This is a genomic window from Oceanobacillus phoenicis, assembly GCF_047238145.1.
GTDB lineage: Bacteria > Bacillota > Bacilli > Bacillales > Amphibacillaceae > Oceanobacillus.
Genome location: NZ_JBDFME010000001.1, coordinates 2269657 through 2293036, shown reverse-complemented (window position 1 = coordinate 2293036; position 23380 = coordinate 2269657). Strand labels below are relative to the sequence as shown.

At 34.8% G+C, this 23380-nt stretch carries 20 protein-coding genes, 1 riboswitch and 1 other annotated feature; of the genes, 9 read left to right on the top strand and 11 right to left on the bottom strand.

Annotated elements, in window-relative coordinates:
- Position 1 precedes the first annotated feature (1 nt).
- The 5 genes from mmsA to ABC346_RS11300 form a co-directional block, all read right to left on the bottom strand.
- Positions 2-1537 carry a multiple monosaccharide ABC transporter ATP-binding protein gene (gene mmsA / locus ABC346_RS11320; protein ID WP_413234940.1) on the bottom strand — a complete coding sequence of 512 codons (1536 nt, stop codon included), beginning with the start codon at positions 1535-1537 and terminating at the stop codon, positions 2-4.
- Between the two features lie 63 nt (positions 1538-1600).
- Positions 1601-2677, bottom strand: a complete 1077-nt coding sequence (gene chvE, locus ABC346_RS11315) for a multiple monosaccharide ABC transporter substrate-binding protein (RefSeq protein WP_413234939.1) — start codon at positions 2675-2677, stop codon at positions 1601-1603.
- Positions 2678-3147: 470 nt separating this feature from the next.
- On the bottom strand, positions 3148-3783 hold the full coding sequence (locus tag ABC346_RS11310) for a queuosine precursor transporter (protein WP_413234938.1): 636 nt from the start codon (positions 3781-3783) through the stop codon (positions 3148-3150).
- A 51-nt stretch (positions 3784-3834) separates the two neighbouring features.
- Positions 3835-4332: a preQ(1) synthase gene (queF, locus tag ABC346_RS11305; protein ID WP_413234937.1), complete on the bottom strand. Its 498-nt coding sequence runs from the start codon at positions 4330-4332 to the stop codon at positions 3835-3837.
- 68 nt (positions 4333-4400) lie between these two features.
- A riboswitch (PreQ1 riboswitch) is annotated at positions 4401-4447 on the bottom strand.
- 74 nt (positions 4448-4521) lie between these two features.
- Entirely contained in the window at positions 4522-5289 is a 768-nt protein-coding gene (locus ABC346_RS11300) for an SDR family NAD(P)-dependent oxidoreductase (protein WP_413234936.1), read from the bottom strand.
- A 165-nt stretch (positions 5290-5454) separates the two neighbouring features.
- Between ABC346_RS11300 and ABC346_RS11295 the strand changes: the two genes are divergently transcribed.
- Genes ABC346_RS11295 through ABC346_RS11275 form a run of 5 tightly spaced genes read left to right on the top strand, consistent with a single transcriptional unit; the run spans position 5455 to position 10393 of the window.
- Positions 5455-6213 (top strand): IclR family transcriptional regulator, encoded by a 759-nt coding sequence (locus ABC346_RS11295; protein WP_413234935.1) that lies wholly within the window; start codon positions 5455-5457, stop codon positions 6211-6213.
- Between the two features lie 4 nt (positions 6214-6217).
- On the top strand, positions 6218-7171 hold the full coding sequence (locus tag ABC346_RS11290) for a sugar kinase (RefSeq protein WP_413234934.1): 954 nt from the start codon (positions 6218-6220) through the stop codon (positions 7169-7171).
- A 23-nt stretch (positions 7172-7194) separates the two neighbouring features.
- Positions 7195-7827 carry a bifunctional 4-hydroxy-2-oxoglutarate aldolase/2-dehydro-3-deoxy-phosphogluconate aldolase gene (locus tag ABC346_RS11285; protein WP_413234933.1) on the top strand — a complete coding sequence of 211 codons (633 nt, stop codon included), beginning with the start codon at positions 7195-7197 and terminating at the stop codon, positions 7825-7827.
- Between the two features lie 15 nt (positions 7828-7842).
- Positions 7843-8991, top strand: coding sequence for a galactonate dehydratase (gene dgoD / locus ABC346_RS11280; protein WP_413234932.1), 1149 nt, complete (start codon positions 7843-7845; stop codon positions 8989-8991).
- Between the two features lie 40 nt (positions 8992-9031).
- Positions 9032-10393 carry a GntP family permease gene (locus ABC346_RS11275; RefSeq protein ID WP_413234931.1) on the top strand — a complete coding sequence of 454 codons (1362 nt, stop codon included), beginning with the start codon at positions 9032-9034 and terminating at the stop codon, positions 10391-10393.
- 115 nt (positions 10394-10508) lie between these two features.
- On the opposite strand, the gene ABC346_RS11270 is transcribed toward ABC346_RS11275, so the two are convergent.
- Together ABC346_RS11270 and tyrS are read right to left on the bottom strand one after the other, a co-directional pair.
- Positions 10509-12152, bottom strand: coding sequence for an AMP-binding protein (locus tag ABC346_RS11270; RefSeq protein ID WP_413234930.1), 1644 nt, complete (start codon positions 12150-12152; stop codon positions 10509-10511).
- 352 nt (positions 12153-12504) lie between these two features.
- A complete protein-coding gene (gene tyrS / locus ABC346_RS11265) occupies positions 12505-13782 on the bottom strand; it encodes a tyrosine--tRNA ligase (RefSeq protein ID WP_413234929.1) in 1278 nt (425 codons plus the stop codon).
- 57 nt (positions 13783-13839) lie between these two features.
- Positions 13840-14043 (bottom strand) — a binding site (T-box leader).
- Between the two features lie 119 nt (positions 14044-14162).
- Here tyrS and ABC346_RS11260 point away from each other — a divergent pair.
- Complete coding sequence (locus ABC346_RS11260) at positions 14163-17069, top strand: transglycosylase domain-containing protein (RefSeq protein ID WP_413234928.1); 2907 nt, start codon at positions 14163-14165, stop codon at positions 17067-17069.
- Between the two features lie 94 nt (positions 17070-17163).
- On the opposite strand, the gene ABC346_RS11255 is transcribed toward ABC346_RS11260, so the two are convergent.
- Positions 17164-17607, bottom strand: coding sequence for a VOC family protein (locus tag ABC346_RS11255; protein ID WP_413234927.1), 444 nt, complete (start codon positions 17605-17607; stop codon positions 17164-17166).
- A 134-nt stretch (positions 17608-17741) separates the two neighbouring features.
- On the opposite strand from ABC346_RS11255, the gene ABC346_RS11250 reads away from it, so the two are divergent.
- The 3 genes from ABC346_RS11250 to ABC346_RS11240 are packed head-to-tail and all read left to right on the top strand — an operon-like array spanning position 17742 to position 20231.
- Positions 17742-18395: a GNAT family N-acetyltransferase gene (locus ABC346_RS11250; RefSeq protein ID WP_413234926.1), complete on the top strand. Its 654-nt coding sequence runs from the start codon at positions 17742-17744 to the stop codon at positions 18393-18395.
- Position 18396: 1 nt separating this feature from the next.
- Entirely contained in the window at positions 18397-19047 is a 651-nt protein-coding gene (locus ABC346_RS11245; protein WP_413234925.1) for an acetoin utilization AcuB family protein, read from the top strand.
- A complete protein-coding gene (locus ABC346_RS11240) occupies positions 19044-20231 on the top strand; it encodes an acetoin utilization protein AcuC (protein ID WP_413234924.1) in 1188 nt (395 codons plus the stop codon). The genes ABC346_RS11245 and ABC346_RS11240 overlap by 4 nt, the downstream gene beginning before the upstream one ends.
- Before the next feature lie 88 nt (positions 20232-20319).
- On the opposite strand, the gene motS is transcribed toward ABC346_RS11240, so the two are convergent.
- The 3 genes from motS to ccpA form a co-directional block, all read right to left on the bottom strand.
- Positions 20320-21078 carry a flagellar motor protein MotS gene (gene motS / locus ABC346_RS11235; RefSeq protein WP_413234923.1) on the bottom strand — a complete coding sequence of 253 codons (759 nt, stop codon included), beginning with the start codon at positions 21076-21078 and terminating at the stop codon, positions 20320-20322.
- Entirely contained in the window at positions 21068-21895 is an 828-nt protein-coding gene (gene motP, locus ABC346_RS11230; RefSeq protein WP_413234922.1) for a flagellar motor protein MotP, read from the bottom strand. Before motP ends, motS begins: the two co-directional genes overlap by 11 nt.
- A 103-nt stretch (positions 21896-21998) precedes the next feature.
- The gene (gene ccpA, locus ABC346_RS11225; RefSeq protein ID WP_413234921.1) at positions 21999-22997 is read right to left on the bottom strand and encodes a catabolite control protein A; all 999 of its coding nucleotides are present in this window, start codon (positions 22995-22997) and stop codon (positions 21999-22001) included.
- Between the last annotated feature and the right edge of the window lie 383 nt (positions 22998-23380).

Below are 23380 nucleotides of genomic sequence, written 5' to 3'. Positions count from 1 at the left end.
TTTAAGACCCCCAGCTTTGCGTCATATAAGTCATTAATGTTTCTTGATCCGCTTCCTGCCTGGATAGATTCCCTGTGATTTTACCTTCGCATAATGTATAAATACGATCACACATTCCAATTAACTCTGGTAATTCTGAGGAAATCATTATGATACTTTTTCCTTGTTCGGCAAGTTCATTAATTAACTTATAGATTTCAAATTTTGCACCGACATCAATACCTCTTGTTGGCTCGTCAAGAATGAGAATATCTGGTTGAGCAAACATCCATTTTCCTAATACAACTTTTTGTTGGTTTCCACCACTTAAATTAAGAACTTTCTGTTCGATAGAAGGCGTCTTAATATTAATTTGTGATTTAAGTTTCTCGGCTTCTAAAATCTCCCTATGGTTGTCTATTACTAAGTAGTTAGCCAGCTTCTGTAAATTGGCTAACGTTACATTGTTCTTTACATTATCAATCAGTACCAATCCATATTCTTTTCGGTCTTCAGATACATAAGCTACGCCACTACTAACGGCTTCAGTAACATTATTAAAAACAACTTCTTTTCCATTTTTGAAGAGTTGTCCAGTAATGTTTTTCCCATAGGATTTACCAAAAACACTCATTGCGAGCTCCGTTCTTCCTGCACCCATAAGGCCTGCAACCCCAACAATTTCTCCTCTTTTCACATGTAAGTTTACGTTGTATAGAATTTGCTTACTAATATCTATTGGGTGATCAATTGACCAATTTTTAATTTCAAAAACAATTTCATCCTTAATGTTGTAAGTGCGCTCAGGAAACAAGTTCCCTAAGTTTCTTCCTACCATGTCTTTTATAATTTGTGTTTGACTAACTTCTTGGTCTTTATGTTTATAGGATTGAATTGTCTCTCCATCTCGTAAAACGGTAATGCTATCGGATATTTTCAATAATTCTTTTAGTTTATGAGATATCATAATTGAAGTCATACCTTGTTTTTTAAACTCTAGTAATAAGTTTAATAGATTCTCACTGTCCTCTTCATTCAAGGCTGCAGTAGGTTCATCTAATATAAGCAATTTAACTTCCTTTGATAACGCTTTGGCAATTTCTACCAATTGTTGTTGCCCGACACCTATATTTTTAATTTTTTCTTCTGGATTGACACGAAGGCCAACTTTAGAAAGAAGTTTCCTAGTTTCTAATATAGTCTCATTCCAATTAATGACTCCTTTTTTACTTCGTTCATTCCCTAAGAATATATTCTCTGCGATAGATAGCTCAGGAATTAACGCAAGCTCTTGATGTATAATAACAATCCCTAATTCTTCACTTTGATTAATATTTTTAAATTCACATTTATTATTTTGAAATACAATATCTCCTTCATAACTTCCATATGGATGCACTCCACTTAATACCTTCATTAATGTTGACTTTCCAGCTCCGTTTTCTCCAATTAATGCATGAATCTCTCCAGACTCTACTTTTAGATTTACATTATTAAGAGCTTTCACACCTGGAAAAGTTTTCTCGATACCTTTCATTTCTAAAATATAATTATCCAACGTACTCACACCCTTACAAAAAGATGATTTAGCATAGAAGATATGCTAAATCACCTTATTAGATTAATTACTTACTTCATCTTCTGAATAATATTCGGTCTCTATTAATTCCTGTTCATAATTATCTATATCTACCGAAATAGGTTCAAGAAGATAAGATGGGACTACTTTATTGCCATTATCATAAGTTTCTGTATCATTAATCTCAGGTTCCTCATCATTTAAAACAGAATCTGCCATCTCAACTGCTTTTTTAGCCAATTCTCTTGTATCTTTAAATATTGTCTGCGTCTGCTCTCCGGCAATTATTGACTTAACCGATGCTAACTCAGCATCTTGTCCAGTAACTACAGGCATTGGTTTATCACCACTCCCATACCCTACTGCTTTTAATGAAGAAATAACACCTCTACTAATTCCATCGAATGGTGAAAGTACTACATCTACTTTTTCACTAGAATAATTTGCACTTAGTAGATTATCCATTCGTTCTTGCGCCTTTGATCCATCCCACCTTAAAGTAGCTCCCTGTTCAAAATCAGTCTGACCACTTTGAACCACTAATTGACCACTATCGATATATGGCTGCAATATCGACATTGCGCCATCCCAGAAAAAGTATGCATTATTATCATCAGGTGATCCTGCGAATAATTCAATATTAAATGGACCTTCACCATCTGCTAAACCAAGAGATTCTTCTATATATTGAGCTTGTAGAACTCCTACTTGAAAATTATCAAATGTTGCATAGTAACTAACATGATCACTATTCATGATTAATCGATCGTAAGCAATAACAGGAATATCCATGTTTTCTGCCTGTGTTAATACATCGGTAATTGCTTCTCCATCAATGGAAGCGATTACTAAAATATCTACGCCTTTCGTAATCATATTTTCAATCTGTGATACTTGATTTTCTACTACGTCTTCGGCATATTGAAGATCAACCTCATAACCTAATTCTTCAAATTCTCCTTTCATATTGTCACCATCGTATACCCATCGCTCAGAAGACTTAGTTGGCATTGCAATACCAACCGTTTTTGAATCACTTGCACCACTAGTATTATCACCACACCCGACCAACAACACACTAACTAAAAAAGCACACAAAATAAATGAAAACCTTTTCATTTTAATCCCCCTTCTTTCTTCTATCGCAAAAAATAAGGAAAGAAAAACATATCACGCATTTAAAAAAGAATATTCAATCTATTTTGAGCGATAGCAATGAATACGTTCGTACAAGATGTAATTATTTGTTTCTTGTACGTACATTTATTATAGAATGTTCAAAATAGATTATCAATAGAAAATTCACAAAATTAATAAAAGTTCTTTAACTATATGGATTTTATGATTTATTTATGTCAAATTGCTTTAATAAGGAGAATTTATATTTATAACTGGAAAAGAATCACTAATCAGGAACACCTAATTACACCTATACCTGTTATTTAAGTTTATTTATCCATTTATAAACCAATTTACTTTTTTATTATTGAATAACTATGTACGTACATATTAAAAACTTCAAGCAATGTATAACTTATACCTTTCCCACTAGATCTTGGGTTAACTAACATTGCTTGAAGTTTATAAAATTAAGAAGCCTTTACCACATGGTCTGGACTGTTGCCTTCGTATTTTCTAGTCCATTTAACCAATATATAAGCAAATGGAGTATCTAATAATGCGACTAGACATTTCCAAATATATTGTGAAACAATCATACCTAGTAATATATTTGTTGGTACTATCCCCCAAAATGCAATGGTAATAAATAATACAGTGTCTATAAATTGACTTGACATTGTTGCTAAATTATTTCGCAACCATAATTTTTTCTTGCCATGTTTATTTTTAAACCAGTGAAATATAGAAACACTTAAATTTTGACTAATTACATAAGAAGTCAAACTAGCAAGTATAAGCCGAAAACTTCCACCTAAGATTTGTTCAAATTCGGCTTGTGCATGAAAATCTGGTGCAGGTGGTAATTGTATAGAAATGTAGATAAATACCATTGCAATAATTTGTGTAAGGAAACCAGCTTGGACCGTTTTCCTTGCTGCAGCCTTGCCATAAACTTCACCAATAACATCTGTCATTAAATATGTAATAACATAAACAATCGCCGCACTTGGAAGGATAAAACTTCCCATTTCAAATAACTTCACTGAAAGAATATTTGATAGCAACAACAAACCTACAAAGATTGCACTAAAATAAATATACATGTTATCCTCTTCTCCCTTTATTATTAGGGTAGAGGATCTTACGCATTCCCTCTATCGATTATCTATATTTTCTGGATACATATCGTGTTGTATTAGTCGTTGGTCTGCCATCTTCTCAAATTTTGTTCCTGGCCTACCATAATTACAATATGGATCAATAGAAATACCACCACGGGGAGTGAATTTCCCTCGAACCTCTATATACCTTGGATCCATTAATTCTATCAAATCATTCATGATAATATTGATGCAATCCTCATGAAAATCACCATGGTTCCTAAAACTAAACAAATATAGTTTCAAAGATTTACTTTCTACCATTTTAACATCAGGGATATAGCTAATATAAATTGTTCCAAAATCTGGTTGGTTTGTTTTTGGACATAAAGTTGTAAATTCCGGACAATTAAATTTAACAAAATAATCACGTGATGGATGTTTATTCTCGAATACCTCTAACACTTCCGGTGTGTAATTAAAATCATAAGTAGTTCCTTGACTTCCTAATAACTGAACATCTTCTAGTTCATTTTCATCTCTTCCTGCCATATATCTATTACCTCCTTTTCCATAAAAAAAGCCATGCCCCTAAGGAACATGACTTGAATAATCATTGTTTGTCCTTAGTTTTTTATAGAGGGTTAAAGCTAAGAACCTCTACCAAAATTATGTTTGGTGTACAATCAATGATTATAAGTATTATTAGCGTTTATGTCAATCCTAATATTACCATCTCGCCTATACTGATGTTGCACCCTGGCCACCATCAATTCGATAATAGGAACCACTAATAAATGACGCTTTATCAGAAGATAAAAATAACATAAGGTTTGCAATCTCCTCAGCTGTAGCATAACGATTCATTGGTACAGAAGCTTCGAATTGAGATCTAGCATCTTCCGCTTTATCCCCCATTGCATTCTTTTCTATACTTCGCATCATTTCTGTGTTAACTCCTGACGGTGCAACTGCATTTACCCGTACACCATACTCCGCCATTTCCAAAGCAGCTGTTTTATTTAATCCGATTACAGCGTGTTTAGACGCAACATATGCACTCATGCCTGGTGCTCCTAATAATCCACCATTGGATGCAGTGTTAATAACTACACCAGATTTTTGTTCTTTCATCACTTGCAGTACATACTTCATTCCAAAAAATACACCCATAACATTAACATCAAATACATTTTTAAAATTTTCTTTTGTCTGCTCGATGATATTACTAAAATTTCCATTGATACCTGCATTATTAATAAAAATATCTATTTTTCCATATTGTTCTTTTGTTCTATCTACATAGTTTTTTACATCTTCTTCTTTACCAACATTTGCTGTAATCAGTAAAATTTCTTCAGTATCGATCTCACTAGCAGCCTCCTCTAATGCTTCATTTTTAAGGTCTACTAATGCCAATTTCGCTCCCTCATGTGCAAATGCTTTTGCAACCTCTAAACCTATCCCTCCGGCCCCGCCGGTAATTAATACAACTTTATTTTCAAACATTTCTTACACTCCTTTAACAAATTAGAATTTTTCATAGCTTTTACTAATTCGAGCACAATATGCTTTAATTAAAAATAGTCTTTACGAGCTAAATAAAGTGTGGTATATTCAATAAAATCACATACATGATTAAAATTCATATATGTGATTTTAGGAGGTGATATGATGTCTGTTAAATCTGCCAAGCGCGCCTTGGACATTCTAGACTTATTAGCAAAACATACAAATGGTCTAACAATTAAGAATATCGGTGACAAGTTAGAATTACCACAAAGCAGTACATTTAATTTATTAAAAACATTACATAACGAAGGATACGTACGGCAAGATGGCATGAAACTATATTACTTAGGTGAAAAGTTAATACCACTAGGAACAAGTGCTTTAGAATCATTAGATATTCACACAGTTGCAAAACCTTATTTAACCGACCTTATGAAAGCGGTTAAGGAGACTGTATTTATGGCGATGTTATCTAAAGATGAGTTAGTGTATATTGCAAAGATGGATGCCGATAGATCAATACGTACCACTGCACAACCTGGATATAAAAAACCAATATATTGTACTGGACTTGGCAAAACGTTTTTATCCTTTATGCCTGAATTTGAGAAAGATAATTTGTTAGATCAAATAACCTTAGAAAAAATCACTGCAAATACAATTACAGATAGATCTCAATTAGAAAATCAACTGCAATTCTTTCAAAAACAAGGATACAGTATTGATGACGAAGAAAATGAAGAAGGTCTGTACTGTTTGGCTGCCCCCATTTTCGATAGTCGAAGACAGCTTTTGGCTGCTATAAGTGTTGCGGGACCAAAAGAAAGAATGATAAAGCAAAAAGAAACTATCATTACAAACTTGAAAAATACAGCTCAACTTATTTCAAATGGTATGGGATATATAAAGAAAGGAGTATGACAAATTGGATGTTATTGGAATCGGGGAAACAATGATATCACTGACCCCAGATAAGAATGGACTTATTAGGCAAACATCATCCTTCGAACCACGAGTAGCTGGTACAGAAACCAATACATTAATCGGATTAAGTAGATTAGGCCATAAAACTGGTTTTATAAGTAGATTGGGAGACGATGAATTAGGTGCGATGGTATTAAAAGAATTACGCGGAGAAGGTGTAGATACTACTTTAATTGAGTTTGATTCGAGTCACCAAACCGGATTATTTCTAAAAGAAATCATTAATGAGTCCGATGTCCACGTATATTATTATCGCCAACATTCAGCAGCTAGCCAAATGGATCCTGATCTACTTGACGAGAATTATATTTCTTCTGCTTCTTACCTTTTTGTAACTGGAATTACGCCAGCAATTAGTGAAAGTTGTAGGCAAACGATATTTACTGCAATAAAAATGGCTAAAAAAAATGGTGTGAAAATTGTATTCGACCCAAATATTCGTAAAAAACTATGGTCAGAATTAGAAGCAAAACAAACATTACTTGATATCGTAAAGCTATCCGATATTATATTACCAGGTATTAGTGAAGGTAAATTTTTATTCGATAGTGATAACCCAGCAAAAATCGGTAATAAATGTTTGGAATTAGGTGCAGAGTTAGCTGTAGTCAAACTAGGTGAAAATGGCGCCTATTATTGTTCAAGTAATCAAAGTGATTATGTCCCTAGTTTTCCTGTAAAACAAGTGATCGATCCTGTTGGTGCTGGAGATGCATTTGCAGCTGGACTGTTATCTGGACTAATTGATGAATTAAGCATCGATCAAGCAGTAAAACGTGCATGTATAACTGGTGGATATGCTACAACTTTTATTGGAGATTATGAGGGATTTCCGGATAGAACTCGATTTCAACGTTTATCCAGCCCATCTTCAACTGAAGATGTGAGTCGTTAATCTATTAGAAGGAGGATTATTCTATGGATATTTTAAAGCAAATCGAAAAAGAAAAGCTTATTGCTATTATACGTGGATACGATACTAATGAAACTATTAAAATAGCAAAAGCTTTGTATGAGGGTGGAATTAGATTACTTGAAGTTACCCTTAATAGTGATAATGCGTTAGAAACAATTAATGCATTACATTCTCACTTAGAAAAGGATGTACTTATCGGAGCAGGAACAGTACTTGACTCCGAATCAGCTATATTAGCTATGAAAGCAGGAGCAAAATTTATTATTTCTCCGACATTGGATGTTGAAACGATTAAAGCAACAAAAAGGTACGGCGTCATTAGTATACCTGCTGCTTTTACTCCTACTGAAATATTATCTGCAGTAGAAGCAGGAGCCGATGTTGTTAAAGTTTTTCCAGCATCTTCATTAGGACCAAATTATGTAAAAGACGTTCATGGGCCATTACCACATATAAAACTACTACCTACAGGCGGGGTAAATGTCGAAAATGTAACCGAATTCATTGAAAAAGGTGCAATTGGAGTTGGATTAGGCAGTTCATTAGTCCCTAACACAGCAAATGTCACAAATGAATTCTTAGAGCAAGTAATAAATAATGCAAAACAATTTACATCAAAAATGAAAACGTTATAAATTGGAGCTGATCATATGAAAATAACAAATTACAAAATCTATCAAGTACCACCACGTTGGTTATTTTTAAAAATAGAAACTGATGAGGGAATTGTAGGTTGGGGAGAACCAGTTATTGAAGGTCGAGCAGCTACAGTAAAAACAGCAGTTATAGAACTGATGGAAAATTTGATAGGTAAGGATCCCCATCGTATTGAAGACCATTGGAATTTAATGTATCGCTCTGGATTTTATCGAGGTGGTCCAATTTTAATGAGTGCTATCGCTGGAATTGACCAAGCATTATGGGATATTAAAGGGAAATCATTCAATGCACCGATCCACCAGTTACTAGGTGGAGCATGTAGAGATTCAATAAAAGTATATTCTTGGATTGGCGGAGACAGACCTTCAGATGTTGGAGCAGCAGCAAAAGAAGTAGTAGATAGAGGTTTTCAAGCAATAAAAATGAACGGGACGGAAGAACTACAATATATTGACTCCCATCAAAAGATTGATGCTGTTGTAGAAAGAATTGCAGCTGTACGAGAATCAGTAGGCCCTTATATTGGAATTGGAATTGATTTTCATGGTCGTGTGCATAAACCGATGGCTAAAATTTTAGCAAAAGAAATAGAGCAGTTTAGACCAATGTTTATCGAGGAACCCGTTCTCCCAGAAAATAATGAAGCATTAAGAGAAATCGCTAATCATGTAACTACACCGATTGCAACTGGTGAAAGAATGTTCTCTCGCTGGGATTTCAAACAGCTATTATCAGATGGATATGTAGACATAATCCAGCCCGATCTATCACATGCAGGTGGAATAACAGAAGCTAAAAAAATCTTTTCAATGGCAGAAGCTTATGACGTTGCAGTAGCTCCGCATTGCCCATTAGGACCGATTGCTCTCGCTGCATGTCTGCAAGTTGACGCAACTTCGCATAATGCGTTTATTCAAGAGCAAAGTCTAGGAATACATTATAACGTAGGAAACGATTTACTAGACTATATTGTTGATAAAGACGTTTTCACCTATGAAAATGGCTATGTCAAAATTCCTGATGGACCTGGATTAGGTATTGAAGTAAATGAAGAATATGTTAAAGAAAAAGCAAACGATACAGAGAACTGGCGTAATCCAATTTGGAGACACAAAGACGGCTCGATTGCAGAATGGTAAATTTATTATTTAAATTTTTAATTATAAAGGGGGATTACTTGTGTCAAACACTACTATGTTAATTCTGGTAACAATACTAGGTATAGCGCTGTTGCTATTCTTGGTTATGCGGTCAAAGCTTCAAGCTTTTGTTGCATTACTTATTTCTAGTATTTTTATAGGTATCTTATCTGGTATGGATTTAAATGATCTTGTAGCTACTATGGAAGAAGGTATGGGAGGAACCCTAGGTTTTATTGCAGTGGTAGTTGGTTTAGGAGCTATGTTCGGAGAAATGCTCCGTGTTTCAGGAGGGGCAGAACGTTTAGCATTGACTTTGGTAAATAAATTTGGTGATGGAAAAGTTCAATGGGCGCTTGGTTTAACAGGGTTTATTGTAGCAATCCCCGTTTTTCTAGATGTTGCCTTGGTAATCTTAATCCCAATTGTGTACAGCCTTGCCCAAAAAACGAAAAAATCATTATTATATTTCGGTATTCCTTTACTAGCAGGACTAGCTGTTACTCATAGTTTCATACCGCCTACTCCAGGACCTATTTCGGTCGCTTCCATTATAAATGCTGATCTAGGATGGGTAATTTTATTTGGAGCTTTAGCAGGTTTACCAGCGATGATTATAGCGGGACCTATTTTTGGTAAATATATTTCCAAAAAAATTCATTTAGATGTTCCCAAATATATCGTTGATAAAGAATACCTTGAAAAAGAGGTAGAAAAAACGAATCGTGAATTACCAAGCTTTAAAACTGTATGTCTATTAATATTAATTCCACTCATTTTAATCCTTATTAACACTGTATTTGGGTTAATATTAGAAGAAGGAACGTTTATACATTCATTCCTTACATTTATCGGACATCCATTTATCGCTTTAACTATATCCACCCTATTAACCTTCTATATTTTGGGTACGAAAAGAGGATATACAAAAGAAGAAGTACAAAATATTGCTACAAAATCATTAGAACCTGCCGGTATTATCATTCTTATTACTGGTGCAGGAGGAGTTTTTAAACAAACACTAATTGATAGTGGTGTTGGTGATGTCTTAGGTAATATGTTAGCAACATCAAACCTTCCTTTAGTATTGGCAGCGTTCATCATTTCTACATTTGTGCGTATAGCCCAAGGTTCTGCTACAGTTGCAATGATTACTGCTGCAGGGTTAATGTCGCCAATTATTAGTATGATGGAAGTCTCTGAACCTATGTTAGGATTAATTGTAATATCTATAGCGAGTGGTGCTACTGTGTTTTCACATGTAAATGATTCTGGATTCTGGTTAGTTAATAGATTTTTCGGAATGACAGAAAAGCAAACACTACAAACATGGACAGTAATGGAAACTATCATCGGATTTGTTGGATTTGCAGTTGTATTTGCATTAAGCTTCTTTGTCTAACATATAAGAATAGTAATAGAGGTTGGAATAGAACAATCAATCTTATTAATTGACGGATCATCCCAACCTCTACTTACTTTCAGATGTAATTAGTAGTAATTTAACTGTGCTATTTTTATATGTTTCTTTCAACTTCCTTCAACGACTTTTCTCGTAACTTAAACTTTTGAATCTTACCTGAAGCTGTCATTGGATACTCATCTGTAATAAATATTTGCTTAGGAATTTTATGTTTGGAAATTTGTCCATTACAAAACTCTCTTATTTCATCTGGTGAACTAGTCTCACCTTCTTTTAAGATAATCCAAGCATGAACTTCTTCACCAAATTTTTCATCTGGTACACCAACTACTTGTGCATCTAGAATTTTAGAATGCTTGTATAAAAATTCTTCAATTTCACGAGGATAGATATTTTCTCCACCTCGAATAATCATATCTTTTAATCTTCCAGTTATTTTACAATAACCATTTTCATCCATTACTGCGAGATCACCAGTATGTAACCATCCATCTTCATCTATTGTTCGTTGAGTCGCTTCGAGATTTTTATAGTAACCTTTCATCACGTGATATCCTCTTGTGCACAGCTCCCCTTGTGTATAACGTGGTAGTTCCTCGTTTGTAGCTGGATCTATAATTTTCACTTCCACATTCGGTAATGCTTTTCCGACTGATTCAACTCTCAACTCGATCGGATCGTTTGTTCTTGTTTGTGTAATTACTGGTGAGGATTCCGTTTGTCCGTAACAAATGGTTATTTCTGACATGTTCATTTTATCCATTACATTTTTCATTACTTCCACCGGACAATTAGCTCCCGCCATCACACCCGTTCGCAATGTACTCAAATTGTATTGTTCAAAGTTTGGATGATTTAATTCTGCGATGAACATTGTTGGCACACCATGAAGTGCTGTGACATTTTCCATCTCCACCGTTTGTAAGACTTGTTCTGGTTCAAATTCTTGTATAGGGATCATAGTTGCCCCTACACTAACCGCTGCTAATGTACCAATAACACATCCAAAACAATGAAAAAATGGCACAGGAATACATAATCGATCTTCTGCGGTCAATCTCATACAGGAAGCTATATTATAGCCGTTATTTGTGAGATTACTATGTGTTAGCATCACGCCTTTTGGAAACCCTGTTGTCCCTGACGTATATTGCATATTAATGACATCATTTGGATCAAGATTTTGAGATTGAGTAATTAGTTCCTCATATGTAATTTCTTCTGCCTTCTCAATGATATCATTCCAATGAAAAGCACCTGGATAACTTCTTTCTCCCATAATTACAACATTTCTTAATAATGGTAGTCGTTCAGATTTCAATTCACCCGGTTTTGAATCATATAATTCTGGACAAATTTCATATAAAGTATCGATATAAGAGTGATTCCGATAATTTTCTATCAAAAATATAGTGGTAGAGTCAGATTGCTTAAGTAAATATTCTAATTCATTTGCACGGTAGCTCGTGTTTACCGTAACAAGGACTGCGCCCATTTTCCCGGTTGCATATTGAAGAGTTAACCATTCAGGAGTATTTGTACCCCACACAGCTACGTGCTCTCCTTTCCCAATCGATAAAGCCATTATTCCTCTTGCCACTTGCTCACATAGATGATTAAATTCTTTATATGTGTAACGTAAGCCACGATCTGAATATACAACTGCTTCTTGTCCTGGCATTTCGTCAGCTCTGTCTTGTAATAATTGCCCTACTGTTTTATGAATTAGTTCCGTCATAGCATCTTCTCCCTTTTTATTCCATCATATTAGCAATCACGTTTGTATTGTTATTGATCTCTTTAGAAAACGCTTACAATTTTATGGCATTCCCTTCTCAAATTCAATTAATAAACTTGTTAATTATTTTATCATAGATCATGGATGTATCCAATGAATTTTCTGAAATATCATAATTATCATCTGTTCATTTAGGAACAATATAATAAACCAATCGTACCAATTTCATAAATTAAGATATTAATGAAATCCGATTGCTACTATAATTCTAACGTAAAAAATATAGACGAGACAAAAATATACTCGTATGAGTGACATTGTTATGTGTCCCGTCCTTCTATATTAATTTATTCTATTGTACTTGAATAAGGAAATACTTTTTCTTCCCACGACGAATGACAGTGAATTTATTGCCTAAATGATCTTTTTCATCCACATGGTAATCCATTTCCTGTACACGGTCACCATTAATGTAAATTGCCCCATTTTTTACATCTTCACGTGCTTGTCGTTTTGATGAAGATATTTTCGCATCGACAAGTAAATCAATTAAACCAACAGGTTCACGGGTAATAATATGATTTGGTACATCTTTAAACGCTTGTTCTACCTCTTCGACGTTTAACTGTTTAATGTCACCGCTAAACAACGCATCTGTAATACGTTTTGCTTGTTCTAATGCAGCTTCATCATGAACGGTTTTCGTCATTACTTCTGCTAAACGTTTCTGAGCAACCCGTTTTTCAGGTTGTGTTTCTACTTCTTTTTCAAGTTCAGCAATTTCTTCTACAGATAAGAATGTAAAGTAGCGAATAAAGCGAATAACGTCACGGTCATCCGTATTAATCCAAAATTGATAAAACTCGTATGGTGAAGTTTTTGTTGCATCAAGCCATATTGCATTACCAGCAGTTTTACCAAATTTAGTACCATCCGCTTTTGTTATTAGTGGCACTGTCAAACCGAATACTTCAATATTCTCATCATGGTTTTCACGGGAACGACGGATAAGTTCCATACCTGCAGTGATATTCCCCCACTGATCACTACCACCAATTTGTAAAGTACAATTTTCTTCTTCATATAGTTTTAAGTAGTCTAATGATTGTAAAATCATATAGCTGAATTCTGTAAAGGTAATACCTTGTTCAATCCTTGCTGATACAGATTCTTTTGCTAACATATAATTTATTCCGAAATGCTTACCTGCATCGCGTAGAAAGTCAATTATTGTCATTTTACCTAACCAGTCGTGATTATTGCGTGCTACTACCTCATTTCCACTTGCGTTACTTTCCATATCAACTAATTTTGCAATTTGCTGTTGAAGTTTCGAAGTAAATCCATTTACCACTTCTGGAGCGTTTAAACTTCTTTCACTCGAGCGGCCGCTAGGATCTCCAATCATCCCTGTTCCACCACCAACAAGAGCAATTGGTTTATGGCCCGCTTGTTGGAATCGTCTCAACATCGTTAAAGGTACTAAATGTCCAATATGCAAACTATCTGCTGTGGGGTCAAATCCACAATATAATGTTACTTGATTATTTTGCAAATGTTTTTCTAATCCTTTGCGATCTGTGGTTTGATGAATCAAACCTCTGCTTTCTAAATCTTGTAAAATATCCATGTAATCTCACTCCAAAATTTATATTTTTCAAATAAAAAACTCGTCTCTTCCTAAAATGGAAGGGACGAGTTGTATTCGCGGTACCACCCTTGTTGCTGGATTATCAGCCACTTGGAATTGTTAACGATGTTTCCACCGATCTCTAACAAAGAGAACTACTCCAGATTGTAATTCACCTGCAAATATATACTGACTCACACCACCCGTCAGTTCTCTTCAATAGTGATTTGCATAGCTACTTCGATCCTTCTTCGTATATAACTTTATTGTATGATACTATTCATAGCATAATCATAATGTGAATGCAACAATTTTAATAAACTTCCCCTACAAAAATTTGTCATATGCTATAATAGTTTAGAGAATTTAGGAGGTTTAACATGAATATGAAAGAAAAACTACTACGTTTTTGGGATACATTAAAGCGTTGGTGGCATGAAGGTATCATCCAACGAACTTCTAGAATTACATATGATATTGTTTGGAATATAATCTTGTTTGTCTGCGTGATCATGTTCATTGGATTCTTTTTAGTTGGAGGTATCGGTTTAGGTTACTTCGCCTCACTAGTAAAAGATGAACCTATTCGAGATAAAGAATCTATGGCTATGGACATATACAATTACTCAGAAACATCAAGTATTTATTTTGCTGGTGAAGAGTATGCAGGAGATATACGTGCTGACCTTTATCGACAAGAGACAACGTTAGATAACGTATCACCCGTTTTAATTGATGCAGTTATTGCTACAGAAGATGAATACTTTATGGAGCACGATGGTGTTGTCCCAAAAGCAATCTTACGAGCTATGGTACAAGAATTAACCAACTCTTCCATACAAACTGGAGGTAGTACATTAACTCAGCAGTTAATTAAAAACCAAATTCTAACCAATGAAGTTTCGTTTGAACGAAAAGCGAAGGAAATATTGCTTGCCATGCGATTAGAACAATTCTTCGAGAAAGATGAAATTATGGAAGCTTATTTAAATATTATTCCGTATGGTCGCAATTCTTCTGGTCTTAATATTGCAGGTATCCAAACAGCTTCTCAAGGTATTTTTGGTGTGGATGCGAATAAGCTCACACTTCCACAAGCAGCTTATCTAGCCGGATTACCACAAAGTCCTACTGTTTATACGCCATTTTTAAATGGTGGTGAATTAAAAGATGAAAATGGCTTGCAACCTGGAATAAATCGAATGAAAACCGTTTTAAATCGTATGCATGATATGGATTACATAACAGATGAAGAGCTGAACGAAGCGTTAGAATATGATATTGCACAAGATTTTACCAAAGGGAAACCGTCAATTGTAGATCAATATCCATACCTTACATTTGAGGTTGAAAAACGTGCAAAAGATATTATTAAAGATGTTTTAATGAAGCAAGATGATATTACAAAAGAAGATCTAGATGAAGATGAAAATCTAGAAGCTGAATATGAAGAGTTAGCTGAACGTTCAATGCGTATGAATGGCTATGAAATTCATACGACTATTGATAAAGGAATTTATGAAGCAATGCAAAAAGTAGCCCGTAACTATGAAAATTATGGCCACGATCGAACGTTTACAAAAACCAACGATGATGGCGAATCCTATGAAGTAACAGAACGAATACAAACCGGTGCAGTGATGATTGAAAACAGCAGCGGTCGCATAATTTCATTTGTTGGTGGAAGAGGTCATGATGAAGATCATTCAAACAACTATGCATTTAATACAGTACGGTCGATCGGAAGTACAAGTAAACCAATTCTTGTCTATGGACCTGCCATGGAAGCAGGAGTAGTACAACCGGGGACACCAATTGCAGATTATCCTAGAACATTTGCTAATGGTAGTTACGAAGTAGGAAATTATGGTGGCGGAAGTTATGGAATGGTATCCGCTCGTAAAGCACTGGAAAGTTCCTATAATATTCCGGCTGTTGATACGTATATGAGAATAATTAATCAGGATCCAGCTGCTAATTATTTGGAAAAAATGGGGATTACATCGTTAACAGAAGGTGACCATTATAATCCTTCACTCAGTTTGGGCGCAATGGCTCACGGTGTAAGCGTGGAAGAAACGGTAAATGCATATAGTACTATAGGTAACAACGGAAAATTTGTAGACGGTTATATGATTGAGAAAATTGTTAATCCTGACGGGGAAGTAATCTATGAACATGAATCTGAACCAGTCGAAGTATTTAGCCAACAAACCAATTATTTAACACTTGACATGATGCGGGGCGTAGTTTCAAGCGGTACTGCTGGTTATTTGAATTCCCAATTAAATAATACAAGTGTCGATTGGGCTGGAAAAACAGGAACCTCTCAAGAGTATAAAGATGCTTGGTTTATGGGGACCAATCCGAACATTACGATGGGGACATGGATTGGTTATGATACCCCGTACTCAATCAATGCACAAAACCATGCCCTATCTTATAGTCAAAGAAACTTGCAGCTTTGGGCAAAATTAATTAATGCTGCTGCAAATGAAAATCCAGAGCTCGTTACACCGAGTGACCGTTTTGAACGTCCGGGTGGAATCGTTGAACGCAGTTATTGTGCGATTTCAGGTATGCTTCCATCCGACCTTTGTGAACAAGCGGGACTTGTGAAAACCGATTTATTCAATGAAAAATATGTTCCATCAGAAGAAGACGATAGTCTCGTTTCAGGAAGCTACGTTGTAGTGAACGGAAAATCGGTAAAAGCAGGACCTAATACTCCTTCTGAATTTGTTGAAGGTGATGGACTAATGTTTAATCCAGAATGGTTGGAACGTAAAGGCTATGATAATCTTAATGATATTACTCAGCTATATCCAATAACAGAAAGAGAAAAGTGGGAAAAAATTGCTGCTCCTGGAGGTTCTGTTGGATCATCTATAGAAGATGATGGAAAAGCACCTGCTAAACCAACTTCTGTAAAGAAATCTGGTAGCAACTTAACTTGGAAATCCTCATCTAGTAAAGATATCATCGGTTATCGAGTTTACAGATCTAATGAACCTGGAGGAAGTTTTAAAAAGATTGGAATTACAACTTCTACAAGTTATGAAATCGGAAATGATGACGGTGTATATATTGTTCGAGCAGTCGATTATTTCGGTGAAGAATCCGATAACTCAAGTGAAGTAATCATAGGTGAAACATCTGATAAAGAAGAAGAAACTCCAGATGATGATGAAACCAATGATGAATCTGAAAATAATGAAGAGGACCAAGAAGAAAGTTCTGATGAAGAAGCAAATGAAAGTAATGCTGAAGAAGACGATGAAGAATAGTATCTGTTGTTAAAAAGACGATGAAAAAACCTCTAATTAGAATTTGAACCTAATTAGAGGTTTTTTTATAAAAAAGAACTGGATATTTATCTGCTTACTTGATAATCAGCATATCTTGCTCATCGAAATGCCACATATCCCCGTAAGCTATTTCCCATAAGTGTCCATCTGGATCTTGAAAATAACCACTATATCCTCCCCACTCTACTTTTTCTGGTAATTTAACAATTGTTGCTTTTGCATTTTTTGCTAAAATAAATATCTCATCAACTTCTTGTTTTGATTTTGCATTATATGCTAATGTTACTCCACTAAAAGCTTTATTTTCTAAGGTTGGTGGATTTTGTTTATAAATATCCTTTGCTAACAAATCTATTGGATACAAGGAAATTTTTGAACCATTACTGTTAAAAAATACTACATCTGGATCTTCTGGATTCCCATAAATTTTTACATCAAATCCCAATCCTTCCTTATAAAAATTAATGCTTTTCACTATATCATGGACACCTAATGTTACTAAATTTAACCGGTTCATAATCATACTCCTTATAATTTGATATCTTTAATGTACTATTTTTTTATGTAAATTTCAAAAAATACTAAAAACAACTTTTTGTTTCCTGTATAATAGAAGTTGAAATATTATGTATTATCACAGGTGGTGAATTAATGGAACATACAAAGAAACACCATTCAATTTCCTATTCAACGAATATGGGTCAAATTACAATCGAAGGACCTATTCCACGCAAAGAACTAGAAAAATATGAATTTCATTCTGAGCTAACAGCTTTTCGTCCTGCTCCAAAACAATTTGAAGCTTTATTAGATATTGCTGAATTCCCTGAGGGGAGAATTATTGTTGCAAGAACAGAAGATACCATTATTGGGTATGTCACCTACCTTCATCCTGATCCATTAGAGAGATGGTCTACTTTTAATATGGAAGACCTCATTGAATTAGGAGCAATTGAAATTATTCCTGCATATCGTGGTGCAAGAGTAGCATCCAATTTATTAAGAGTCTCTATGATGGATGATTATATGGAAAATTATATTATTATATCAACAGAATATTATTGGCATTGGGATTTAGATGGTACAAACTTAAGTATTTGGGAATATCGTAAGGTGATGGAAAAAATGATGGCTGCTGGTGGACTATTACCCGCTCCAACAGATGATCCTGAAATTATTTCTCACCCTGCAAACTGCTTAATGGTAAGAACCGGTACCAATGTTACCCAAAAGTCCATTGAACAGTTTGACGTACTACGTTTTTTAGGAAGGTCAAAATACAGAAATATGAGAGAGGGTCTTTAACATGCTAGTTGAAGAAATTATGAATACGGAGGTAATTACGCTTCCACCAAAAGCAACTATTAACGATGCCCTGCAATTATTACAACAGCATAAGATTCGACATATACCAATTGTTGATGACGATTTCCAAGTAATTGGAATTGTTTCTGATCGTGATGTACGCGATGCTAGTCCATCTACATTTTTCGATTCAACAACAGATATTGATGTATTAAACAATGAAATCCAATCAATTATGACCAGTTCTGTTGTTACCATCCATCCGTTAGACTTTGTAGAAGAGATAGCAGCTATTTTTTATGAAAGAGAAATTGCTTGTCTCCCTGTCGTAAGCCACAATAGACTTATTGGAATTGTAACAGAAAAAGATATGCTATATACATTAATTCAATTAACTGGAACTCATGTCCAAAGCTCTCTAATAGAAGTAAAAGTTCCAGATCGACCAGGGATTCTACCAGAGGTTGCCGCAATCTTTGGTAAGAGAAAAATTAATATTGTATCCGTTCTCATATATCCATATAAAGATCCAGATTATAAAATATTAGTATTTCGAGTAAAAACATTAAATCCAATGCCAATCATACAAGATCTTCGTGAAGCTGGATATCCATTACTGTGGCCAAATAATATTGCGGAGCCTAAACGATGACCGGTTCTTCAGGTTTTGTGTATTCACCAGATTATTTGAAATATCATTTTCATGAAAACCATCCATTTAATCAAAAAAGGGTGCTTTTAACGAAAGAATTATTAGAAGCTCATCAAGTATTAAACGAACATGATTTGATATCTCCTCGTTTGGCCACTGAGGAAGAATTGTTATTATTTCATCACCCTGATTATATTGAAGCCGTAAAACGAGCTGGAAACGGAGAAATTACAGAAGAGAGATCACTAGAATATGGTATTGGCACGGAAGACACGCCTGCTTTTTTTCAAATGCATGAGGCAGCTAGCTATCTAGTGGGTGGTACATTAGCAGCAGTCGACGCTGTATTAAACAATGACTATACACATGCGTTAAACTTAGGTGGAGGACTGCATCATGGTTTTAGGAGTCGTGCATCTGGATTTTGTATTTATAATGACAGCGCAGTAGCTATAAAATATATACGTGAACTTACCAATTTAAAAGTTCTTTATGTGGATACGGATGCACATCATGGTGATGGAGTACAATCTGCTTTTTATGATGACCCAAATGTATGTACTTTTTCAATCCATGAAACTGGTAGATATTTGTTTCCTGGTACAGGAGGTATAAACGAACGTGGTATTAAAGAAGGTCATGGTTACACTTTTAATTTGCCAATTGATGCTTTTACACAAGATGACTCATTCTTAACACTTTATGAAACCGCATTCAAAGAGATTGCTGCTTTCTTTAAGCCAGATATTATTGTTACACAAAATGGAGCTGATGCTCACTGCCTAGATCCACTCACACATTTATGTGGAACCATGCGTATTTATGAGGAAATTCCTCGTATTGCCCATGAAATTGCACATGAATACTGTAATGGAAAATGGATTGCTATTGGCGGTGGTGGATACGATATGTGGAGAGTTATCCCAAGAGCTTGGGGACAAATATGGAATGTGATGAAAAAAAATGAAGCTAGTTATGGTGATTTACCGACAACTTGGATAGAAAAATGGCAAGGTCAGTCACCAGCTACACTTCCTCACCTATGGCAAGATCTTGAGGATATTCAACCAAACATTCCTAGGAAAAATGAAATTACAGAGAAAAACTATCAGTTACTACAAAGTTTATTAAAATATACAAAACCAATTAAACATATAAGTAATGTGTCGACAAAACAAAAGTAAAAGTGTCTTCCCAATAAAGTGATATTAAAAATCAGTGGGGTTGGATTAGTTCTGTCCCCCACTGAATGTTAGTTGGCTAAAGATATTCCTAGTCATTATCTAAAATAATAATTTCTACACGACGGTTTTTACTCATATTCATTTCATTGGTATTTGGTTCTAATGGAACCGTATCAGCATACCCAACGGTTGAAAATCGTGCCATTTGAAGAGACTGTGCTTCTATTAAATATCGAACAACACTACTTGCTCTCGCACCAGATAATTCCCAATTTGAAGGGTACCGATAATTAGCTATTGGTCTAGAGTCTGTATGCCCTTCGACTTTCACTTGATTATGTAACTCACTTAGCAAGGAACCAATATGATTTAGAAAAGGTTCTGCATCATCTAATATTTCAGCTTCTCCTGACTCGAATAGTATTTTTTCTTGTAATACAAGAACAACTCCTCGGTCATTTCTATTTGCTGTAATAACTTCATTAAGGTTATTTTCTTCTAAGTATTGAGAAACACTCATCATTAATTCGTCAAGTTCATCATTATTATCTTCTGCTTCTTTATCTTTTACAAGGTAAATAGGTTCAATTTCATCAACCTTACCATCCTCACTATTTTCACCAGTACTTTCTGTCGGATGGTCTAAAGGTACAGCCGAAGGAAAGAAATCTAGTATCATTCGATTTTGGAAAGACTCTGTTACTTGATCGAATTTTGTTTGATCAATTTGCGACATGGAAAATAATAATATAAAAAACACTAAAATAAGTGTTATCATATCCGAATATGTAACCATCCATTTTGGAGCACCTTTTTTGGGCTTATGCCTTATAGGTCTACGCTTCATTTAGCTTCTCCCCTGTGAAGGTCTCTTCATTTGTTTTATTTTTCTCTTTTTGGATATCCTCTTCAGTTAGAAAAGCACTTAGCTTTTCTTCTAAGATCCGTGGATTCTGCCCTGATTGGACCCCGATTATTCCTTCAATGATAATCTGTCTTATAAAAACCTCTTCCTCCGTTTTAGATTCAAGTTTTCCAGCCATTGGTGTAAAAAACAGATTGGCTAAGACAGTACCATACAATGTAGTCAATAATGCTACAGCCATGCTTGGACCTAATGCGGCAGGTTCAGCTAACTTATTCAGCATAAGAACTAACCCAATAAGCGTACCGATCATCCCCCAAGCAGGGGCATATTCTGCAGCTTTTTCAATTAGTTGACGTCCTTTATAGTGTCGATCTTCCATAGCAGTTATTTCAGCAGATAATATATCTGTAATTACTTCAGGCTCTACGCCATCTACTGCTAACATCATACCTTTGCGAATAAATGGATCTTCCACTTCATCCAATTCATTTTCTAAAGCAAGAATACCTTCTCTTCTAGCACGGTCCGATAAATGAATAAATAACTGAATAAGTTCAGGGATGGAGCGTTGGTTTTTATGAAATGCTTCTTTTAATACTCTTTTTGTTAGTCGAATTTGTTCCATCTTAAAAGTAATTAGCATGGAAGCAGTTAATCCACCTATCACAATGAATATAGATGAAATATCTGCAAATGATGATATCCCTTCAGAACCACTGTTAGACATAATTGCTGCCATTATCATTGCAAATCCAAGTGTAATACCTAGTGGAGTTAATAAATCACGTTTTGTCATCTAATCATTCTCCCATAGCTTTTCTGACATAATAGAAGTTCAAAATGCTATCTGTATGATAACCTTTTGAACTTCTATTCATCTATACCTTTTATCGGTATTATTATTGAATTGTTGAGTTTCTGAATTCAATTCGATGTGGTAATACTACATTTTTTTCATCTACTTGCTCTTTGTTCATATATTTAGTTAACAATCGCATTCCTACAGCACCAATATCATATGTTGGCTGTACTATGGTTGTCAATGTTGGTCGAACCATTGAAGATAAACGAATGTTATCAAATCCAAATACTTCTAAATCATTTGGCACATCGAGTCCTTTATCCTGAGCTCCATGGATAACACCTAATGCAATTTCATCATACATAACAAACACAGAATTAGGCTTGTCATCTAAATCCATTAGATATTCTACTGCTTTAATTCCTGTTTGATAAGCATATTCACCTTTATAAATATAATCTTCATTCACTTCTATATTTGCTTCTTTTAATGCTCTTAAATAACCAGTCGTTTTCAAGTTATTTACACTAGTGTCAGCTTTACTTCCAACTAATGCAGGTTGCTTATTTCCTTTTTGAATTAATTGCTTTGTCGCTTCGTATGCAGCAAGTTCATAATCAATATTTACGGAAGGAATTGTGTCTGTTGGATCGTAAGTGGAAGCTAAGACGACAGGTACCGAAGAAGTCTGGAATTGATGAATATGATCTTCAGAAATATTACCACCCATGAACAGTATTCCATCAACTTGCTTTTCCAGCATGGTATTAATTAATTCTAATTCCTTATCCTTGTTTTGATCCGAACTACTCAAAATTATATTGTATTTATACATGGTAGCAATATCTTCAATACCTCGTGCTAGTTCTGAAAAGAAGATGTTGGAAATATCAGGAATAATCGCTCCAACTGTCGTTGTCTTCTTACTTGCAAGACCTCTTGCTACTGCATTAGGACGATAACCAAGTTGTTCAATCGTAGCTAATACTTTCTTTCTTGTGGTTGGTTTCACATTCGGGTTTCCGTTAACAACACGAGAAACCGTAGCCATGGAGACATTCGCTTCTCTTGCTACATCGTAAATAGTTACATTCATTATATATATACCTCCTATTAGAAACTCTCATCACCAATCTTTATTGGCGAAAGATTCAGTTGCAATCATACAGTAAAGAATATTTATACTTTCTAAACCAGTAAAATGACAATATCCACTGTTCTTTCTATATATGATACTCTACCATGAAAAAAATTACAAAGTTTTCATGTAAACAAAATGAAAATTTTTCATTACAGTTTTCATTCTTGTCAAAAATACCAGTTTCTAACTAGTGAATCAAGTTTTTTTTCATTTATTATAGTATTTTACTCCTAAAGTGAATCTTCATTCAATGGTGGTTCTTCCCCTATTGAATCAGAATTGGACATTCCACACTAAGCTTTAGCCTATGCATCTTGAAGCAGGGTTTTTACCTTACA

Bases quoted from the DNA above. Each gene is read 5' to 3' on its own strand.
- chvE (WP_413234939.1), bottom strand. From the start codon at position 2,677: ATGAAAAGGTTTTCATTTATTTTGTGTGCTTTTTTAGTTAGTGTGTTG.
- ABC346_RS11310 (WP_413234938.1), bottom strand. From the start codon at position 3,783: ATGTATATTTATTTTAGTGCAATCTTTGTAGGTTTGTTGTTGCTATCA.
- queF (WP_413234937.1), bottom strand. From the start codon at position 4,332: ATGGCAGGAAGAGATGAAAATGAACTAGAAGATGTTCAGTTATTAGGA.
- ABC346_RS11300 (WP_413234936.1), bottom strand. From the start codon at position 5,289: ATGTTTGAAAATAAAGTTGTATTAATTACCGGCGGGGCCGGAGGGATA.
- ABC346_RS11295 (WP_413234935.1), top strand. From the start codon at position 5,455: ATGTCTGTTAAATCTGCCAAGCGCGCCTTGGACATTCTAGACTTATTA.
- ABC346_RS11285 (WP_413234933.1), top strand. From the start codon at position 7,195: ATGGATATTTTAAAGCAAATCGAAAAAGAAAAGCTTATTGCTATTATA.
- dgoD (WP_413234932.1), top strand. From the start codon at position 7,843: ATGAAAATAACAAATTACAAAATCTATCAAGTACCACCACGTTGGTTA.
- ABC346_RS11270 (WP_413234930.1), bottom strand. From the start codon at position 12,152: ATGACGGAACTAATTCATAAAACAGTAGGGCAATTATTACAAGACAGA.
- tyrS (WP_413234929.1), bottom strand. From the start codon at position 13,782: ATGGATATTTTACAAGATTTAGAAAGCAGAGGTTTGATTCATCAAACC.
- ABC346_RS11260 (WP_413234928.1), top strand. From the start codon at position 14,163: ATGAATATGAAAGAAAAACTACTACGTTTTTGGGATACATTAAAGCGT.
- ABC346_RS11255 (WP_413234927.1), bottom strand. From the start codon at position 17,607: ATGAACCGGTTAAATTTAGTAACATTAGGTGTCCATGATATAGTGAAA.
- ABC346_RS11250 (WP_413234926.1), top strand. From the start codon at position 17,742: ATGGAACATACAAAGAAACACCATTCAATTTCCTATTCAACGAATATG.
- ABC346_RS11245 (WP_413234925.1), top strand. From the start codon at position 18,397: ATGCTAGTTGAAGAAATTATGAATACGGAGGTAATTACGCTTCCACCA.
- ABC346_RS11240 (WP_413234924.1), top strand. From the start codon at position 19,044: ATGACCGGTTCTTCAGGTTTTGTGTATTCACCAGATTATTTGAAATAT.
- motS (WP_413234923.1), bottom strand. From the start codon at position 21,078: ATGAAGCGTAGACCTATAAGGCATAAGCCCAAAAAAGGTGCTCCAAAA.
- motP (WP_413234922.1), bottom strand. From the start codon at position 21,895: ATGACAAAACGTGATTTATTAACTCCACTAGGTATTACACTTGGATTT.
- ccpA (WP_413234921.1), bottom strand. From the start codon at position 22,997: ATGAATGTAACTATTTACGATGTAGCAAGAGAAGCGAATGTCTCCATG.